Source organism: Achromobacter sp. UMC71 (assembly GCF_014170305.1).
Lineage (GTDB): Bacteria > Pseudomonadota > Gammaproteobacteria > Burkholderiales > Burkholderiaceae_B > Achromobacter.
In genome coordinates, this window is record NZ_LZZT01000046.1 from 1 (window position 1) to 16,030 (window position 16,030).

The window sequence follows — 16,030 nt, forward strand, 5'->3', positions numbered from 1 at the left end:
CCTTCGGCAAGCGTGAATTCGATGATGGGCATGTCGCGAACAATCGTTGAAAGGGAAATCGGGCCGTTCAGCCCTGGCCGCCGGGGGGGGCAATCCCCCCGGCGGCCAGGGCTGAACGGCCCGATTTCCCTTTCAACGATTGTTCGCGACATGCCCATCATCGAATTCACGCTTGCCGAAGGCAGCCCCTATATTGAAATCAACCAGCTGCTCAAGGCCACCGGCGTGTGCGACAGCGGCGGCGCCGGCAAGATGCTGGTGGCCGACGGCCACGTAAGCGTGGGCGGCGTGGTGGAAAGCCGCAAGACGGCCAAGATCCGGCCTGGCCAGATCGTCACCTGTGGCGACGTCCGCATCGTGGTGCGCGCATGAAGCTCAAGATGTCGCAGAACTCCATTTTCGCGGTGCTGCTGCGCTCGCCGTGGTGGATGAGCGCGGGCGTGGCCGTGGTGCTGTCAGTGGGCGGTTTTGCCGCCCTGCCGCTGGACTATGCCGCCATGGGCGTGTTCGCTGCCGTGCCGTTCGCCGTCATCGCCATCATGGCGGCCTACAAGCAGTTGCGCGCCCCGTCCGGCGCCCGCGTGGAGGCCGTGGCGCAAGCGGCCGCCGCCATGTCCTGGAACGAATTTTCCGCCACCGTCGAAGCCGGTTTCAAGCGCGACGGCTGCGAGGTCGAACGGCTGCAGACGCCCGGCGCCGACTTCGCCCTGAGCAAGGACGGCCACGTCGCCCTGGTCAGCGCCAAGCGCTGGAAGGCCGCCCGCGTGGGCGTCGAACCCCTGCGCGAATTGCAGGCGGCGCGGGAAAAGCGCGGCGCGCGCGAAGCCATCTACATCGCCCTGGGCGACGTGTCGGACTACGCGCTGCAATACGCCCGCGCCCAGGGCGTGTCGCTGATGACGGCGCCTGAACTGACCAAGCTGCTGCGCGACCTGAAGGCCTGATCCGCGCCCGACCGCGGCGTGCGCGGCTGGCGCGGCCCGCTTGCCTGAACCTGGAGAACTCCCCGCATGATCTATCGCCTGATGGCCGACGCAGTGCTGGTGCTGCATGGCCTGTTCGTCGCCTTCGTCGTGTTCGGCGGCCTGCTGGCCCTGTGGCGCTGGCGCCTGGCCTACCTGCACCTTCCCGCACTGGCCTGGGGTGCGATGGTGATCGGCATGGGCTGGATCTGCCCCCTGACGCCCCTGGAAGTCTCGCTGCGCCAGCAGGCTGGCCAGCAAGGCTACGGCGGCGGTTTCATCGAACACTACATCCTGGCCGCGATCTACCCGGACGGCCTGACGCGCAATGTGCAGATCCTGCTGGCGGTCTTGCTGGTGGTGGGCAATCTCATCATCTACACGATGTGGGCCCGCCGCCGCCGCGCCAGCCGCGGCAAGCCCGCTGCGACCCTCCTCAGCCGACGCGCACGCTCGTAGGCGACGGCCTTTTCCCTGCATCCGGAGTTCCGCATGAGCTTCCTGAAGAAAATCCTCGGCCAACAACCCACGCCGCCTGCCGCCGAAGCCGAAGCAGCTCCCGTCAGCGATCCGGCACAAGACCCCAACCTGATCCGCGCCTACGACGCCTATGGCCGCGAAATCTTCGTGACCCGCGAGCAATGGCGCGAGAACGTGCTGGCCGGCGCCATCGAACAGCACTGGAACGACGCCGATTCGCTGTCCGGGCTGATCATCCAGTCGCTGGGCGATGGCTTTGCCGACGACATGCTCAAGCCCGCCGAGCGTCTGATTGAACTGGAGCCCGGCGCGGAACGCGCGGTGGTGCTGCTGGCCATCGTCTACATGAAGACCAGCCGGCTGGACGACAGCGAACGCGTCCTGCTGGAATTCATGCGGCAGCACGGTGAAACCGGCGTCACGCTGACCAACCTGGCCAAGATCCAGGACGAACGCGGCGACGAAGCCGGCGCCCTGGCCACCCTGTGGCGCGCGCTGGAACACGATCCCAACCAGGAAAACGGCCTGGGCTGGTACGAAGCCATCCACCGCGAACACGGCGGCGATGTCGCGGGCGTCACCGCCATGCGCAAAGTCGCGGCCCTGCCCGGCAGCTGGCGCGCGCAGCTGTGGCTGGCCCATGCCGAGCTGGGCGCGCACAACCTGGCCGGCGCGATCAAGCTCTACCAGGAAGCCCTGGCCCGCGCCGGCTCGCCCACGCCCGCCGGCCTGCTGATGCAAATGAGCGCCGACCTGGGCAATGCCGGCGCCATCGAACCGATCCTGCAACTGGCCGGCCCGCGCTTCGATGCCGCGGCGCACGGCGTCATGGTCGGCAACAACCTGATCCGCGCCCATGCCGAACTGGGCCAATACGACCAGGCCCGCCGCATTCTCGAGCAGCTCTACGCGCAGCAGCGCCCCGACTGGCAGGAAAACCTGTCGTACTGGGATACCGAACTGGCGCGCGCTACCCTGGGCGACGGCACCTTGGCCGAACCCGATCAGATGCGCTTTGCCATGCTGCTGGGCCGCGGCCCGGTCTGGCTGGCGCCCGAGTCGCCGGCCGCCAAGCTGTTCGACCCGATTCCGCCCAACCGCCCGCTGGTGTCGTTCCTGGGCGGGTCGGCTGAAATCGGCAACGCGCCTGACCATGCCGAGCGGCAACTGGCCGACGCCACCGGCCGCCTGAGCCGCGCGCTGCCGCTGTATTTCAACGAACAATTGGCGCTGCGCTGCGGCCTGCGCACGCAAACGCTGGTGCCATGGCTGACGCAACCGGACCCCGGCTTCGTGCTCAGCGGCGCGGCGTGGGACGACGCCGATGCCATCCGCTACGCCCAGCAATGCGAAGCGCAAAGCGACTTCGTCGTGATTTCTCACCTGGTCACCACCGCCGAACCCTGGCAGGCCCACGTGCGCGTGCTGCGCACCGACGACGAGGAATGCATCGGCACGGTATCGGCCCGATTCCCCATGGCCGAGCCCGCCGCCGCCCTGCAGCAGCTGACCGAAGACCTGGTGGCGCTGATTGCGCGCGCCGCGGCGCTTAGCCCCAAGAACGCCCCGGCGAACTACACGGTGCCCGACGGCGCGTCGTTCCCGCGCTACCTGCTGCGGCTGGAGCAATTGCTGGCGGTGCGCTGCAATGGCGCCGACGATAGCCGGCCCGGCCAGCTGAACGGCGAACGCGAGATCATCGACGGCAATATCCGCCAATGCCTGGACTTTCCGCACAGCCTCAACGTGCGCCTGCTGTTGGCGCAGACCGTGCGCGCCATGAAGCAGCTCCGGCCGGACGTGGTGCAGGAATTCGAAGAAAAGATCGCGCGGCTGCAGCGGGAACAGCCCTTGCCGCCCGAGGCGCAGGCGGCCGTGCAGGCGCTGCTGGCTTAAGGAGGCTGGCGGCGGCGCAATCGGGCCGCCGCGCCCTGCTCTGGATGCCGCCGCGCCAACGCCATGATGGGCGGGCGCCTTTACAGCGCGCGGGCGATCACCAGGCGCTGGATATCGCTGGTGCCTTCATAGATCTGGCACACCCGCACATCCCGGTAAATGCGTTCCACGGGAAAGTCGGCCAGGTAGCCATAGCCGCCTAGCGTCTGGATCGCGGCCGAGCAGACCTTTTCGGCCATTTCCGAGGCGAACAGCTTGGCCATCGATGCCTCGGTCAGCGCCGGCCTGCCGGCCTCGCGCAGCGCCGCGGCATGCAGCACCATCTGGCGCGCCGCGTGAATCTGCGTGGCCATGTCGGCCAGCCGGAACGACACCGCCTGGTGTTCCATGATGGGCTTGCCGAAAGCCTGGCGGTCGCGCGCATAGTCGCGCGCGCATTCAAACGCCGCGCGGGCCATGCCCACCGATTGCGACGCGATGCCGATGCGCCCGCCTTCCAGGTTGGACAGGGCGATCTTGTAGCCCTCGCCCTCTTCGCCCAGGCGCCACGCCGCCGGAATGCGCATGTCTTCAAAGGCGATCTGGCAGGTGTCCGACAGATGCTGGCCCAGCTTGTCTTCCACGCGGACCACCTGGTAGCCCGGCGTGTCGGTCGGCACGATGAACGCCGAAATGCCGCGCTTGCCGGCCTGCGGATCGGTCACGGCGAACACGATCACCGTCTGTCCGGTACGGCCCGAGGTGATGAACTGCTTGGCGCCGTTGATCACGTAGTGGTCGCCGTCACGCACCGCGCGGGTGCGCAGGCTGCTGGCATCCGACCCGGCCTGCGGCTCGGTCAGCGCGAAGCCGCCGATATGCTGGCCCGTGGCCAGCGGCCGCAGGAACTGTTCTTTCTGGGCATCGGTGCCGTACTTCAGGATGGGCATGCAGGCCACCGAATTGTGCACGCTCATGATGGTGGAGCAGGCGCCGTTGCCGGCCGCGATTTCCTCCAGCGCGACCGCGTACGACAGATAGCCGCTGGCGTTGCCGTCCCATTCCTCGGGCACCAGCATGCCGAAAAAGCCCAGCTGGACCATCTCGGCGATGGCGTCGGCCGGATAGTGGTGCTCGCGGTCCCAGCGTTCGGAATTGGGCGCCAGGCGTTCCTGGGCGAAACGGCGCGCCATGTCCTGGACGCTGAGCTGTTCTTCGGTCAAAAGCATGTTCGGTCTCCTGTGCGGGCAGTTCCAGGCTGGCGCGGGTGGGCGCCGCCCGTGTTTTCTTGCGCGGGCCGAACGCCTGGGATGCAGGCGCGGCACGATTGCGAGAATACACCGGCCAGGACGCCGGCCAGGCTCGCAAGCGGCCTGCTCGGCCGTCTTTAACCGCAGTGCGGATCGTGGTCGGGGTGCTGGCCCGGGAGCAGCCCCCGGTACTCGGGATGCTGCTTCAGGCGTTCCTGGAAGTCCCGCGCCAGCTGGTCGATGCGGATGGTCGAAAAGCGCGCCAGCAACAGCCGGCGCGACTCGGACAGCGCGCCGTCCAGCCCGGCATTGACCGCTTGCTCGACCAGGCACTTGGGTTCGCTGTCGGCCAGGCCCAACGCAAAGATCGGCGGCTCGCCCAGCGCCTGGTAGACGTCCAGCAGCGTCAGCTCGGACAGCTTGCGCGTCAGCACCCAGCCGCCGCCGTGGCCCTTTTCGGACTGCACATAGCCGCGTTCGCGCAGGCCGGACATCATGCGCCGCACCACCACGGGATTGGTATTGAGCATCTTGCCGATGCTCTCGGAGGTCAGCGGCGCGTCGTGCTCGGCCATGTGGATCAGCACGTGCAGCATGCGTGACAGGCGGTTGTCGCTACGCATCGGAGAGGGATTCCAGGTTCATCGATTGAAACATTATAAGTTGCGTGAAACCGCGCGATCGACTTATCATGCAACTTTTAAAGTATCGAGAAAGCCATGCAACTGGATATCCGCCCCCCGCGCTATGACGCCATCGTTGTCGGCGGCAGCTTCGCCGGCCTGTCCGCCGCCATGCAGTTGGCGCGCGCCCGCCGCCGCATCGCCCTGGTGGATGCCGGCCGGCCGCGCAACCGCTATGCCGCCCGTTCGCACGGCTTCCTGGGCCTGGACGGCAAATCCCCCACCGAAATCGTGCGCCTGGGCCGCCGGCAACTGGCCGCCTACCCCACGGTGGAATTCATCGACGGCACCGCCGCCCACGCCGAGGAATCGGCGGGACGTTTCCTCGTCACCATGGAGGACGGCAGCGTCCTGCATGGCGCCCGCCTGGTCCTGGCCACCGGCATGCGCGACGAGCTGCCCGCCCTGCCCGGCCTGCAGGAACGCTGGGGGCAGACCGTGCTGCACTGCCCCTATTGCCACGGCTACGAAGTGGCGGACCGTCCGCTGGGCGTGCTGGCGGCGCACCCCTTGTCCGCGCACCAGGCGGCGCTGCTGCCCGACTGGGGCCCCACCACCTACTTCACCCAGGGCGAATTCGAGCCCGACTCGGAGCAGACGGCCTTGCTGACCGCGCGCGGCGTACGGATCGAACGCACCCCGGTGGTGAACCTGCTGGGCCCGGCGCCGCAGATCGACGCGGTGCAACTGGCCGATGGCCGCCGCCTGCTGATCAATGCGCTGTTCGTGGCGGCCCGCGTGCACATGGCCAGCCCGCTGGCCATGCAACTGGGTTGCGCCTTCGATCAAGGGCCGATGGGGCCGTACCTGCGGGTCGACGATTTCAAGCAAACGACTGTGCCCGGTGTCTTTGCCGCGGGCGATGCCACGCTGCCGATGGCCAACGCGACCTTGGCCAGCGCCTCGGGCGTCATGGCGGGGGCCGGCGCGCACAACTCGCTGGTGCGGGGGTGACGCCGGCGCGGCGCAACGAACGCTATCGTCTCAGGTGCACTGCCAAAGATGCCCGCTAACGCGGCAATGCGCGCACCAGAAGGTGTAATTGCAGCCGCCGCTGCCCCAGAGCCATTCGCCGCCGCCTTCCTGCGGCAAGTCAGAATCCAGCTGCATCGCGTAGTCCATGTGCTTGCCGCAATCGGGGCACGGCGGATATTCCCCCTGCTGCACCCAGCTGGGCGGCCCGCCCACACGGCTCAGGTTCTGGCGGCTGTTGGAATCGCCCCAGTCCTGCCAGGCCCACCGCGCAGGGGCCTGGAACAGCGTCACGTCGGCCTCCAGCAAGGGCTCGGCGGGAAACTCCGGCGTCCACGGCTCGGCGCGTTGCTGCGACGGATGCGCCTGGGGCGCGCCCTGATCGTCGTGGCGGAAGAACAGCACCGACGCGTCCCTCTCCCAGCCTTGGCAGGACAGGCAGGTCGCCAATTCCAGCGGCGTATCGCAAGCAATGCCAGCCAACGCCGGTTGCGGCAGCGCCAGCAGCCGGTGCAACGGGCCGTGGCACAGGCCGCAGGTCGCGGTCAAGGCGCCGCCCATGCGGCCTTGCGTGATCGTGGCGGCGTCGGCCTGTGCGTCGATGCCAGCAGCCCCCGGCTCTGCGGAGGTCGCGGGCCTGCCGGTACGCACCGGATCAACACGGCATCCCGCCACGCCCCATGTCGGATGCAGCCGGTGAATCTCGCGCCGCCAGGCTGGCTGCGAGGCCTCCATCAGCTTGCGCTGCGCCGCGCTGAAACCGATGTGCAGCGGCCGCTCGCCGTGCAGCGCACGCGCCTGTCCATTGTCATCGGCATAGCCCACCGCCATCAGCCAATAGATGCCGTTCGGGTCATCCGGCGCCGCGAACACCCTGCGCCAGACATCCAGCACCAGCGCTGGCTGGCGCGAATGCAACACGGCGCGGGCGCGCAAATGTTCCAACGAGCCCTCTTCCGCCTCTGGCCCGACCTGCGCCAGCCAGTTACGCGCCGTCTCAGCGTCCAGCGCGCGCCAGGCGAAATCCACCCCAAAGCGCGGTCCGCCCTGGCCCTGATGCGCGGCCCTCAGCAGGCGATCCCAATCATCGGCGAACACCTCAGGCCATTGCACCGCAGCGGAATCCAGCACTTCCGCCAAGGCCTTGGACGTCTCGCCCTGCCTGGACCGCTGCCACGCCTGCCGCAGCGTGTCGGCGTAGGTGGCGTCATCCATCAGGTCCAGCGCGGCGTCAATGAAGGTGGCGTGTTCATGCCCCAGATCCAGGAACCGAGTGACCAGCTCGCCCAGCGCCTGCGGGTCATCGCGCCGCAAGCGCAGCACCTGGCCCATGGGGTCGTTGTTCTTCCAGCCAAGGCGCGCAAAGGCGTCCACGATCTGGGCCGGCGACATCGCGCCGCCGGCCTGTTGCTTGTCCGTCATGCGGCTTCCTTGCGGCCCGCGCTGGCGAATTTCTTCCAGTCTTCGTTGTCCACCAGCGTGGACCGGAACACCCGCAGCTTCTCGCACCCCTTGATGGACTTGAGCACCTTCTTGACCTGATCGCATACCGTGGCGGGCAGCCAGGGGCTGAGCGTGACGCGCTTGATGGTTGCCGGCGCCACGGGGATGCGCAGCACCGGTGTGTCGCGCGTCCTGCGGCACACGAACAGGCGGAATTCCTTTTCGTCGCGAAAGGCATGGCGCTTGAGAAACGGTAGATCGGCATCGGCCGGCGGCTGCTCGCGCAGCGACTTGATGGTGCGGTACTGCACCGTCTCGGCGCGCAGGTCGGGCACGCCAGCCACCTGCTCGACCAGTTTTTCCTTGTCAAACTCGATGCACACGCCGCCGCTGCCGTGCGAGAACACCCGCCAGTGATGGTAGGTTTCGGTCGCCTCGGCCATGCACAACGCGTAGATGCCGAGCAGGCGCTTGGCCCGCGCATATTCCTCGATGTAGAACGAATCGTTGCGATCGTCCCACGCCTTCGGGTTGAGCAGCGCCAGTTCTCCGGACTGCAGATAGTCGATCAGATAGGGAAGCTCGGTATATCGGCGCAACGAGGTAGCCAAGGCGGCGCTCCGGTGAAAAAAACCCAGGCGTCAGTCTACCCCGGCGCGACGTTACACTGGCCGATTCGCCAAGGAGACCCTATGCTTCAAAAGAATAGCGAAGGAAAACCCACGCCCAAGCGCCAATCCGCCACCAGCCAGCGATTCTGGTACATCGCGCTGGCGGGCACGCTGGCGGCCTGCAGCTACGAGCTCATTCCCTTGTTGCAAGGCCGGCTCCCGGCGCTGCAAAAACTTCTGGTGCCAATGCTGCTGCTGGCGTGGCTGTACCGCGGCAGCGAATGGCCCCGGTGGCTGCTGACCGCCTTGATGCTCGGCATCGGCGGGATGAACCTGTACCAGGTGATTCCCTTGCTCGAATACGGCGCCACCCTCTGGCTCAAAGCCCTGGTGTACATCCTGATCATGCTGGCCACGGGCCTGTATCTCGCACTGGCCACGCGGGATTTCACCCGCTATCAGAATTACGTCGCGATGCGCGACGGCCCTCGCGCCGCCGCCAGGAAACGCGCGGCCGAACGCTCCAACCGCGAGGGATCGGCACGCTAGGGCCTGAACGTTTGGCTTCACCGCTCGACGGCGGATGCCGATGCCGGCAGAACGGTGAAGATCAGCACGCCCAACATCGTCATGGCAATCCGGAACGCGGCCTCCAATCCATTCCAGCTGTGGGACATCCACATCCCGAACCACTCTCCCCCCACACTGGCGAACATGAACTGCCAGGTCACGAAGCCAAGGGTCAAGCCCTGGATGGCTCGTGTCTTGGCGGCGCGGAATTCCTGATCTGTCTTGCGCCGGGCCCGCAGCATCTGGCGAGCCCCCGCCAGGCACAGCACGGCCGTAGCGGCTTCGGCCAGGATGATGAGGACAAAGGCCGCGCTGTGAGCCAGCGGAGCATCGATGGACCGATAGTGAATGCCCGAGCCAGGAAAAATGGTATCCATCATCATGACGTGCTGAACGAACGGGTAGTTCGCGCCGGGGTCTGTGACATTGCCGAAAGCCACTAAAGCTGCGTGAACACCCATGCACAGAACCAGCAGGCTCTGTGAGATTCTCGTGATCATTCTTGCCCCCTGAAGAGATGACTCTGTCGGCGCGTCGCGCCGTAGCCGGAGAGGGTCGGCGGACACTACACCGATCCATTGAGCGAGTCTAGATCCGGGCTTGCGAAGCGCACTATTGGATATTTCTGAAAGGCGCGGCGGCACGCGCCGGCCGCGACCGACGTGAGCAGGCGGCCGTCGCGATGGCTGATCGGCCCTAGCAGCAAACCATGACGCCTTCCAGACAGCGGCGCGATCGGAATTGTCATTTCAATGTCCGCGAATTGTCGATCGGCGCCGTTCAGACTTTCATTCGCCACGCGGCAGGCCGACCACGCATCCGCCCGCGCGGCGCATCCGATATCCGCACCGTTCCCGCACCCGGAGTCTTTCATGAAAAAAATATTATTCGCCGCGGCCGCTACCGCCCTGTCCGGCGCCGCATCCGCGCAATCGTCGGTCACCCTGTACGGCCTGATCGACACCGGCATCGGCTACGCCAACGTCGACGGCCGCTACACCGACCCGGCCACGGGTCGCAGCACCCGCATCGACAACAGCCGCATCGGTTCGACCACCGGCACCACCGCCGGCTCGCGCTGGGGCCTGCGCGGCAAGGAAGACCTGGGCGACGGCCTGTACGCCGTGTTCCAGCTGGAGTCCGGCTTTGACAGCCGCAACGGCAGCTCGCTGCAGAGCAACCGCCTGTTCGGCCGCGAAGCCACTGTGGGCCTGGGCAGCGCCGATTGGGGCGAGATCCGCCTGGGCCGCCAATACAACATCGCCGCGCGGTACTTCTCGGGCATGTTCGGCTCGTCCTTCGGCGGCGGCTTCAACCAGCTCAGCACCGGCGCCGGCCTGGGCTTCAGCTCGGCGTACTACGTGCGCTACGACAACCTGGTCGTCTATGAAACCCCGTCGCTGGGCGGCTTGAAAGCCGCCGTCGGCTACGCCTTCAACGCCGACGACCGCCGCACCGCGCAAACGGGCTTCGCCACGGCCGACAACACCCGCGCCATCACCGCCGGCGTGCGCTACGACAATGGGCCGTTGATGGGCTTTGCCACCTACGACCAACTCAACGCGTCCAACAAGCTGCCCCAGAGCCAGGTCGACGCCACGCCCCGCTCGTACATCGTCGGCGGCTCGTACGACTTTGAGGTCTTCAAGGTGGCGCTGGCCTACAACCGCATCACCGACGGCTGGTTCGCGGGCAAGAGCCTGCCCAACGGCGGCAGCATCGGCGCCTTCACCGGCACGCCCTCCTACGCCTTCGCCAAGGGATTCCGGTCCAATTCGTACATGCTGGCGCTGGCCGCGCCGGTCGGCAAATCCGGCGGCGCGTTTGCCTCATGGCAACGGGCGGACGCGAACAGCAAACAGCTCACCGGGGGGGATTCGGCCAGCAATACGTATAGCCTGGGATACAACTACAACCTGTCCAAGCGCACGGACCTGTATGCCGTGGCGTCCTATACGACGAACTGGGCGTTCCTGGACAACGCCAAGGCGACCGAGGTGAACATGGGCATCCGCCATCGCTTCTGATGCAGCATTGAGGTCATAACAAGCTGTCTATTGAACCCCCGTTGACGACGCCATGCTCCGCGAAGGGAGGGATGGTGGTTCGATGCGCGCTGCCCGGGAAAAGGCAGCGCGTCTTTTTCTGGCCCGTCAGCCGCTATCGTCCACCGCGTCCTGCAAGACGGCGACACCCTGGCCGGGATCCAACGAGGACAGCGCCTGATTGACGATCAGCCAGGCATCGATGTCCTGGCCAAGCACGTGCAGGCGAAATCCGTTGTAGATCGCATAGTAGGCAGACGCCGCGGCATGCGGCAGCACCCAGTCCTCATCGCGCAACGCAATGATGGGCTCAAGATACCGGCTCTCGACGCCTGCCGTGTCGCGACGGTCTCTGACCGCCGCCAGCGCTTCGCGGGGCAATCCGGTATCTGCTTGCTGGCAAGACCCGGCCACCGACTCGACATAGGTCGGTTGCGCGTCCAGAGAATAGTGGGACTCCCAGACCGCAAGCGCGTGCTTCAACAAATGCAGATGAACACCGCGTTGGCGCTCGGGCGGGAAATCCAAGAAAGCCTCGGCCGCAAGGAACATGCTATCTGATGTGTCCGTGGTTCACAGATCAAGCAGCGCCGGCCGCCGCGCCAGCCACACCGTGGCTCCGCCGCAGGCGACGTCGTTCTGGACTTGCCGCACCACCTCGAAGCCGTTGTCGGCCAGCAACTGGCGATACTCGTCCTTGTCCAGGCTGCCGTGATAAAGCGGCCTGCCCTCGAACTGGCCGATGGCATGCCCGTGCGACGGGCCGCTGGTAAACATCAAGGCCGCACCGGGTTCTGCCCAGCGGCGAAACCGGTCGAACATCGGCCGCTGGTCATCGGGACGCAGATGGAAGAAGCTGTGCCAGGCGATCAGGCCATGGAACCTGTCCGGGCAGGAAAACCGCCGCATGTCGGCGGCGATCCAGCGCTGGTCGGGAAACGCCGCCCGGGCCGACGCGAGCAGAGGCTCGGACGTATCGATCCCGGTGATGAGGCAACCCTGCGCGATCAGATGCCGGGCGATGGGCCTCCCGGTGCCGCAACCGATGTCCAGCACCCGCGGCGCGGCCGCCGGCAGCAGGTCGCGGAATGCCGCCAGCCAGTCGGCCTCGATCAAGCGGTGCGCGTCGCGCTGCGCCTCGAATGCGGCGGCGTGTTCCTGGTAGATCGCGATGATGTCGTCAGCGTAGGGGTCGGACATGTCCAGCCTCGTGAAAACGCGGGCGGCGATGGCGTGCGCGGCCGCGCATTATCGGCATTCAGCGGTTGATGAGCATCGAGTAGCCGGGCGGCGTCTGCGCGTTGTCGATAAAGATGTAGGCCGTGCCATCCGAACAGAAGTTCGCCACTTCCGAGTAGCCGCCCTCTTGCATCGGCACGCAATTGTCGATCTGCAGCAGCAATCGGCCGGGCGGCACGCCTTGCGCGCCGTTTGCGGTCCAGTAAGGCACGCCGCCGAACTTGGTGCGCCATTCGGTGGCCCAGTCGTGGGGGTGCGCGATCTCGTCGGGCAGGTCGTCGTGGCGGCCGTAGTCGTAGAAATCGGCTTCCAGCTCGGCAGGCGCGCCGTCGTCGTCGGTGCGCCAATGGGCCACGCCAAGTTCGGGAATGAGTTCGGGGAAACCATCTTCGGCATGCTCCGGCGGCGCCGTCGGGCCGTCGCCCAGCGCCGTGCGCGGCAGGCTGAATACCGCGTTGGCGCCGCCGTCGCTTTCCCAGAAACTGCAAATGCTGTCCCACTCGCACTTGAAGGCGAACAGCACTTCGCCCGCCGGGATCGGCAGCTCAGGCGCGTTGTCGTCCGCGGACTGCCCGGGCACCTGGGCGAGAAAGCTCATTGCCCGGCCGCATTCCTTGCATACCGGCCAATGCGCGATCGGCAGGCCCCAAGGCAGACCGCCCAGCTTATGGACGAGACCCGGCGCCGCACCGGCGCAATACGTGGGGTAATGACTTTTCATGGAGGCACCTGAGTCGACGGAAGTCCCAGACTATATCGTCTGGCGGCTGCTTTGTCGTGACGCGGCGGTGACCCGTTCCTGCACTTCCTCGGCCGCAAACGGGCGCACCCCTGAAACGCGGGGCCAGCGCCTGTACTACGCCCTCGCCTTCACAGCGGCCCCGCCGCCAGCATGAAACTGCCGCCGCGGATCACATGCAACAGGCGCGGACGGCTGCCGCCATCCACCTTCTTGCGCAACCGGCGCATGGCGATGGCGACCGCCTGGCACTTGACGTGCTGGGGCCCCTGGGTCTTGGCCTGGGTCTTCCAGACCTGCTCGGCCAACTGCCAGCTGGTGAACACGGCGCCCGGGCTGCCCATCAACAAGGCCAACAGCCCGAATTCCTTGGGCGTCAGCATCAGCATCTGGCCATCGCGATAGGCGCGATAGCGCAGCAAGTCCAGCTCCAGGTCCGCGAACTGCAACCTGTCGCCGGACTCGGGCGTACCGGTGAGCATCACGTGGCCCATGCCGCGGTGTCCTGTAGGCCGCCTGCGCGCTTAGCGGCGCGCGTCGTTCTGGCGCTGGACTTCGGCCTGGTAGTCCGGCCCCGAGCGCAGCCGCACATACTCCGAGAACGCGGCCTTGTATTCGCGGCTGTAGATGTCCGGCGTGGCTTCGCCGCGCCAGAACTTGTCCACCCCTGCCTGCTTCCACAACGCCAGGTCCGCCAGGACTTCGGCGCGCGTCAGCGGCTGGCCGTAGGGGCTGGTCAACGCGGTGGCCGGCGCACCGGCCGATGCCACCTGCTGCGCCAGCGCGGTGCCGGAAACGCCCGCCGCCAGGGCCAGGACCAATGCGGTTTTACGAAGAATCTGCATGCTTCACACTCCTAGGTATCAAGTTGAGTACTGCACGGGATTCATTCTAGGAAGGTGATGCAGACAGAAAGCCGATAGGGAGATTACGTTTTTGACATCAAGAAAAAAGCGCCACGGACCCGCCGTGGCGCTTTGCAAAGGCGACGCGGCGACGGTCTTACCGAACCTTGCCCTCCTTCCAGGCTTCCAGCAGCTTCTCATACGCCACCGTCTCGCCCTTGGGCTTTTCATTGCCCAGCTTCTTCCACGGCGCGTGCTGATCCGACAGCCACTTGTTCGGATCGCTCTTGGCGTTCAGCTTGGGCGCGCATTGCGCCATGCCGGCCCGTTCCAGCCGCGCCATGACCTGGTCCATTTCGTTGGCCAGGTTGTCCATGGCGGCCTGCGGGGTCTTTTCGCCGGTGACGGCGGTGGCGACGTTCTTCCACCACAACTGGGCCAGCTTGGGATAGTCGGGCACGTTGTTGCCGGTGGGGGTCCAGGCCACGCGTGCCGGGCTGCGGTAGAACTCGATCAGGCCGCCGTAGTTGGCGGCGTTCTTGGTGAAGTAGTCGCTGTGGATGTCGCTGTCGCGGATGAAGGTCAGGCCGGTGATGGACTTCTTCAGCGAGACCGACTTGGACGTGACGAACTGGGCATAGAGCCAGGCGGCGGCCATCTTGTCGGGGTTGGTGGACTTGAAGAAGGTCCACGAGCCGACGTCCTGGTAGCCGTTCTGCATGCCGTCCTTCCAGTACGGGCCATACGGCGACGGGGCCATGCGCCACTTCGGCGTGCCGTCCTCGTTGACGACCGGCAGGCCCTTCTTGGTCATGTCGGCGGTAAAGGCCGTGTACCAGAAGATCTGCTGGGCGATCTGGCCTTGCGCGGGCACCGGACCGGATTCCGAGAAGGTCATGCCCATGGCCTGCTGCGGGGCGTACTTCTTCATCCAGTCGACGTACTTGGTCAGGGCGTAGACGGCGGCCGGGCTGTTGGTGGCGCCGCCGCGCGCGACCGAGGCGCCCACCGGGGTGCACTTGTCGTCGGCCACGCGGATGCCCCATTCGTCCACCGGCATGCCGTTGGGCAGGCCCTTGTCGGCGGCGCCGGCCATGGACAGCCAGGCATCGGTGAAACGCCAGCCCAATGACGGGTCCTTCTTGCCGTAGTCCATGTGGCCGTAGACCTTCTTGCCGTCGATTTCCTTGACGTCGTTCGAGAAGAAGTCAGCGATGTCCTCGTAGGCGGACCAGTTGGTGGGCACGCCCAGGTCATAGCCGTACTTGGCCTTGAACTTGTCCTTCAGGTCCTGGCGGGCGAACCAGTCGGCGCGGAACCAGTAGACGTTGGCGAACTGCTGGTCGGGCAGCTGGTAGAGCTTGCCGTCGGGCGCGGTGGTGAACTTGGTGCCGATGAAGTCCTTCAGGTCCAGGCCGGGATTGGTCCATTCCTTGCCGGCGCCGGCCATGTAGTCCGACAGCGGCAGGATGGCGCCGTAGCGGTAGTGGGTGCCGATCAGATCCGAATCCGAGATCCAGCCGTCGTAGATGGACTTGCCCGACTGCATGGACGTCTGCAGCTTTTCGACGACGTCGCCTTCCTGGATCAGGTCGTGGTTGACCTTGATGCCGGTGATTTCCGTGAAAGCCTTGGCCAGCGTCTTGGACTCGTATTCATGCGTGGTGATGGTCTCGGACACCACGTTGATTTCGGTGACGCCCTTGGCCTTGAGCTTGGCGGCGGTTTCGATGAACCACTTCATCTCGGCCATCTGCTGGTCTTTGGACAGGGACGACGGCTGGAATTCCGAATCGACCCACTTTTTCGCTTCCGGCTCGCCGGCCCAAGCCCCTGACGTACCGATCAGGGCGATGGCGGCCGCCATGGCGTGCATGCGCAATTTCATGACCTGTCTCCTCGATAAGTCTTCCCGTATCGTGCTGCGGACCGCTGGCCGGGGAAGACGCTGGCCGATAGTCCTTCCAAACCACTGATAGCGCGCGGGGTTCTAGCGCCCCGTCATCCTTTTCTCATGATCAAAGCCAGCAGCAGCATGGACAGCACGAAGCTGATCCACACCGATGGCGGCTCGTCCAGCGAAAACCATTCCACCGCCTTCTGGCCCAACCCGAGGAACGCCAGGTTGAGCCAGGCCGCGGCCATCAAGCCGATGAACAGGCGGTCGCCCCGCGTGGTGCGCAGGGGCAGGAAGCCCTTGCGCTCGACCGTGGGCGACTTCAGTTCCCAGACCGTCATGCCGATCAGCATCAGGACGATGCAGGAGAAGAACACGGCGACCGGGGTGGTCCATACCATCCAGCTGAACATGTCTGC

The 16,030-nt window shown here is 66.1% G+C and carries 19 protein-coding genes; 7 read left to right on the plus strand and 12 right to left on the minus strand.

Annotation, left to right across the window (positions count from 1 at the left end):
* Positions 1 to 150: 150 nt before the first annotated feature.
* The 4 genes from A9974_RS22465 (at position 151) to A9974_RS22480 (ending at position 3,338) form a co-directional block, all read left to right on the plus strand.
* Complete coding sequence (locus tag A9974_RS22465) at positions 151 to 372, plus strand: RNA-binding S4 domain-containing protein (RefSeq protein ID WP_183006395.1); 222 nt, start codon at positions 151 to 153, stop codon at positions 370 to 372.
* Positions 369 to 944, plus strand: coding sequence for a restriction endonuclease (locus A9974_RS22470; RefSeq protein WP_183006396.1), 576 nt, complete (start codon positions 369 to 371; stop codon positions 942 to 944). The genes A9974_RS22465 and A9974_RS22470 overlap by 4 nt, the downstream gene beginning before the upstream one ends.
* A 66-nt stretch (positions 945 to 1,010) precedes the next feature.
* Positions 1,011 to 1,421 carry a DUF2784 domain-containing protein gene (locus A9974_RS22475; protein WP_183006397.1) on the plus strand — a complete coding sequence of 137 codons (411 nt, stop codon included), beginning with the start codon at positions 1,011 to 1,013 and terminating at the stop codon, positions 1,419 to 1,421.
* Positions 1,422 to 1,454: 33 nt separating this feature from the next.
* Entirely contained in the window at positions 1,455 to 3,338 is a 1,884-nt protein-coding gene (locus tag A9974_RS22480; RefSeq protein WP_183006398.1) for a tetratricopeptide repeat protein, read from the plus strand.
* An 80-nt stretch (positions 3,339 to 3,418) separates the two neighbouring features.
* Here A9974_RS22480 and A9974_RS22485 read toward each other — a convergent pair whose 3' ends face one another.
* Both A9974_RS22485 and A9974_RS22490 read right to left on the minus strand, forming a co-directional pair.
* Positions 3,419 to 4,546, minus strand: a complete 1,128-nt coding sequence (locus tag A9974_RS22485) for an acyl-CoA dehydrogenase family protein (RefSeq protein ID WP_183006399.1) — start codon at positions 4,544 to 4,546, stop codon at positions 3,419 to 3,421.
* A gap of 158 nt (positions 4,547 to 4,704) precedes the next feature.
* Entirely contained in the window at positions 4,705 to 5,190 is a 486-nt protein-coding gene (locus A9974_RS22490) for an Rrf2 family transcriptional regulator (RefSeq protein WP_183006400.1), read from the minus strand.
* A 96-nt stretch (positions 5,191 to 5,286) separates the two neighbouring features.
* Here A9974_RS22490 and A9974_RS22495 point away from each other — a divergent pair, with 96 nt between their 5' ends.
* Positions 5,287 to 6,204, plus strand: a complete 918-nt coding sequence (locus A9974_RS22495) for an NAD(P)/FAD-dependent oxidoreductase (RefSeq protein ID WP_183006401.1) — start codon at positions 5,287 to 5,289, stop codon at positions 6,202 to 6,204.
* A 30-nt stretch (positions 6,205 to 6,234) separates the two neighbouring features.
* On the opposite strand, the gene A9974_RS22500 is transcribed toward A9974_RS22495, so the two are convergent.
* Positions 6,235 to 7,644, minus strand: coding sequence for a hypothetical protein (locus A9974_RS22500; RefSeq protein ID WP_255468297.1), 1,410 nt, complete (start codon positions 7,642 to 7,644; stop codon positions 6,235 to 6,237).
* The gene (locus A9974_RS22505) at positions 7,641 to 8,276 is read right to left on the minus strand and encodes a DUF2971 domain-containing protein (RefSeq protein ID WP_183006402.1); all 636 of its coding nucleotides are present in this window, start codon (positions 8,274 to 8,276) and stop codon (positions 7,641 to 7,643) included. Before A9974_RS22505 ends, A9974_RS22500 begins: the two co-directional genes overlap by 4 nt.
* 81 nt (positions 8,277 to 8,357) lie before the next feature.
* Here A9974_RS22505 and A9974_RS22510 point away from each other — a divergent pair, with 81 nt between their 5' ends.
* Positions 8,358 to 8,825 carry a hypothetical protein gene (locus A9974_RS22510; RefSeq protein ID WP_183006403.1) on the plus strand — a complete coding sequence of 156 codons (468 nt, stop codon included), beginning with the start codon at positions 8,358 to 8,360 and terminating at the stop codon, positions 8,823 to 8,825.
* 17 nt (positions 8,826 to 8,842) lie between these two features.
* Here A9974_RS22510 and A9974_RS22515 read toward each other — a convergent pair whose 3' ends face one another.
* Positions 8,843 to 9,346: a DUF2165 family protein gene (locus A9974_RS22515; RefSeq protein WP_183006404.1), complete on the minus strand. Its 504-nt coding sequence runs from the start codon at positions 9,344 to 9,346 to the stop codon at positions 8,843 to 8,845.
* Between the two features lie 372 nt (positions 9,347 to 9,718).
* Here A9974_RS22515 and A9974_RS22520 point away from each other — a divergent pair, with 372 nt between their 5' ends.
* Entirely contained in the window at positions 9,719 to 10,873 is a 1,155-nt protein-coding gene (locus tag A9974_RS22520) for a porin (RefSeq protein ID WP_183006405.1), read from the plus strand.
* Positions 10,874 to 10,999: 126 nt separating this feature from the next.
* On the opposite strand, the gene A9974_RS22525 is transcribed toward A9974_RS22520, so the two are convergent.
* From A9974_RS22525 to A9974_RS22555, 7 genes are all read right to left on the minus strand, one after another.
* Positions 11,000 to 11,443 carry a hypothetical protein gene (locus A9974_RS22525; protein WP_183006406.1) on the minus strand — a complete coding sequence of 148 codons (444 nt, stop codon included), beginning with the start codon at positions 11,441 to 11,443 and terminating at the stop codon, positions 11,000 to 11,002.
* Positions 11,444 to 11,464: 21 nt separating this feature from the next.
* On the minus strand, positions 11,465 to 12,091 hold the full coding sequence (locus tag A9974_RS22530) for a class I SAM-dependent methyltransferase (protein WP_183006407.1): 627 nt from the start codon (positions 12,089 to 12,091) through the stop codon (positions 11,465 to 11,467).
* 58 nt (positions 12,092 to 12,149) lie between these two features.
* Positions 12,150 to 12,728, minus strand: a complete 579-nt coding sequence (locus A9974_RS22535) for a hypothetical protein (RefSeq protein WP_255468298.1) — start codon at positions 12,726 to 12,728, stop codon at positions 12,150 to 12,152.
* 272 nt (positions 12,729 to 13,000) lie between these two features.
* Positions 13,001 to 13,363: a winged helix-turn-helix domain-containing protein gene (locus tag A9974_RS22540; RefSeq protein WP_183006409.1), complete on the minus strand. Its 363-nt coding sequence runs from the start codon at positions 13,361 to 13,363 to the stop codon at positions 13,001 to 13,003.
* A 30-nt stretch (positions 13,364 to 13,393) separates the two neighbouring features.
* A complete protein-coding gene (locus A9974_RS22545) occupies positions 13,394 to 13,714 on the minus strand; it encodes a DUF4148 domain-containing protein (protein ID WP_183006410.1) in 321 nt (106 codons plus the stop codon).
* Between the two features lie 157 nt (positions 13,715 to 13,871).
* Positions 13,872 to 15,602: an ABC transporter substrate-binding protein gene (locus A9974_RS22550; protein WP_183006411.1), complete on the minus strand. Its 1,731-nt coding sequence runs from the start codon at positions 15,600 to 15,602 to the stop codon at positions 13,872 to 13,874.
* Between the two features lie 113 nt (positions 15,603 to 15,715).
* On the minus strand, positions 15,716 to 16,024 hold the full coding sequence (locus A9974_RS22555; protein WP_183006412.1) for a DUF2160 domain-containing protein: 309 nt from the start codon (positions 16,022 to 16,024) through the stop codon (positions 15,716 to 15,718).
* Positions 16,025 to 16,030 lie beyond the last annotated feature (6 nt).

Excerpts from the sequence above, each read along its gene's own strand:
- A9974_RS22465 (WP_183006395.1), top strand. The coding sequence starts at position 151 with ATGCCCATCATCGAATTCACGCTTGCCGAAGGCAGCCCCTATATTGAA.
- A9974_RS22470 (WP_183006396.1), top strand. The coding sequence starts at position 369 with ATGAAGCTCAAGATGTCGCAGAACTCCATTTTCGCGGTGCTGCTGCGC.
- A9974_RS22475 (WP_183006397.1), top strand. The coding sequence starts at position 1,011 with ATGATCTATCGCCTGATGGCCGACGCAGTGCTGGTGCTGCATGGCCTG.
- A9974_RS22480 (WP_183006398.1), top strand. The coding sequence starts at position 1,455 with ATGAGCTTCCTGAAGAAAATCCTCGGCCAACAACCCACGCCGCCTGCC.
- A9974_RS22485 (WP_183006399.1), bottom strand. The coding sequence starts at position 4,546 with ATGCTTTTGACCGAAGAACAGCTCAGCGTCCAGGACATGGCGCGCCGT.
- A9974_RS22490 (WP_183006400.1), bottom strand. The coding sequence starts at position 5,190 with ATGCGTAGCGACAACCGCCTGTCACGCATGCTGCACGTGCTGATCCAC.
- A9974_RS22495 (WP_183006401.1), top strand. The coding sequence starts at position 5,287 with ATGCAACTGGATATCCGCCCCCCGCGCTATGACGCCATCGTTGTCGGC.
- A9974_RS22500 (WP_255468297.1), bottom strand. The coding sequence starts at position 7,644 with ATGACGGACAAGCAACAGGCCGGCGGCGCGATGTCGCCGGCCCAGATC.
- A9974_RS22510 (WP_183006403.1), top strand. The coding sequence starts at position 8,358 with ATGCTTCAAAAGAATAGCGAAGGAAAACCCACGCCCAAGCGCCAATCC.
- A9974_RS22515 (WP_183006404.1), bottom strand. The coding sequence starts at position 9,346 with ATGATCACGAGAATCTCACAGAGCCTGCTGGTTCTGTGCATGGGTGTT.
- A9974_RS22520 (WP_183006405.1), top strand. The coding sequence starts at position 9,719 with ATGAAAAAAATATTATTCGCCGCGGCCGCTACCGCCCTGTCCGGCGCC.
- A9974_RS22525 (WP_183006406.1), bottom strand. The coding sequence starts at position 11,443 with ATGTTCCTTGCGGCCGAGGCTTTCTTGGATTTCCCGCCCGAGCGCCAA.
- A9974_RS22530 (WP_183006407.1), bottom strand. The coding sequence starts at position 12,091 with ATGTCCGACCCCTACGCTGACGACATCATCGCGATCTACCAGGAACAC.
- A9974_RS22535 (WP_255468298.1), bottom strand. The coding sequence starts at position 12,728 with ATGAGCTTTCTCGCCCAGGTGCCCGGGCAGTCCGCGGACGACAACGCG.
- A9974_RS22540 (WP_183006409.1), bottom strand. The coding sequence starts at position 13,363 with ATGGGCCACGTGATGCTCACCGGTACGCCCGAGTCCGGCGACAGGTTG.
- A9974_RS22545 (WP_183006410.1), bottom strand. The coding sequence starts at position 13,714 with ATGCAGATTCTTCGTAAAACCGCATTGGTCCTGGCCCTGGCGGCGGGC.
- A9974_RS22550 (WP_183006411.1), bottom strand. The coding sequence starts at position 15,602 with ATGAAATTGCGCATGCACGCCATGGCGGCCGCCATCGCCCTGATCGGT.
- A9974_RS22555 (WP_183006412.1), bottom strand. The coding sequence starts at position 16,024 with ATGTTCAGCTGGATGGTATGGACCACCCCGGTCGCCGTGTTCTTCTCC.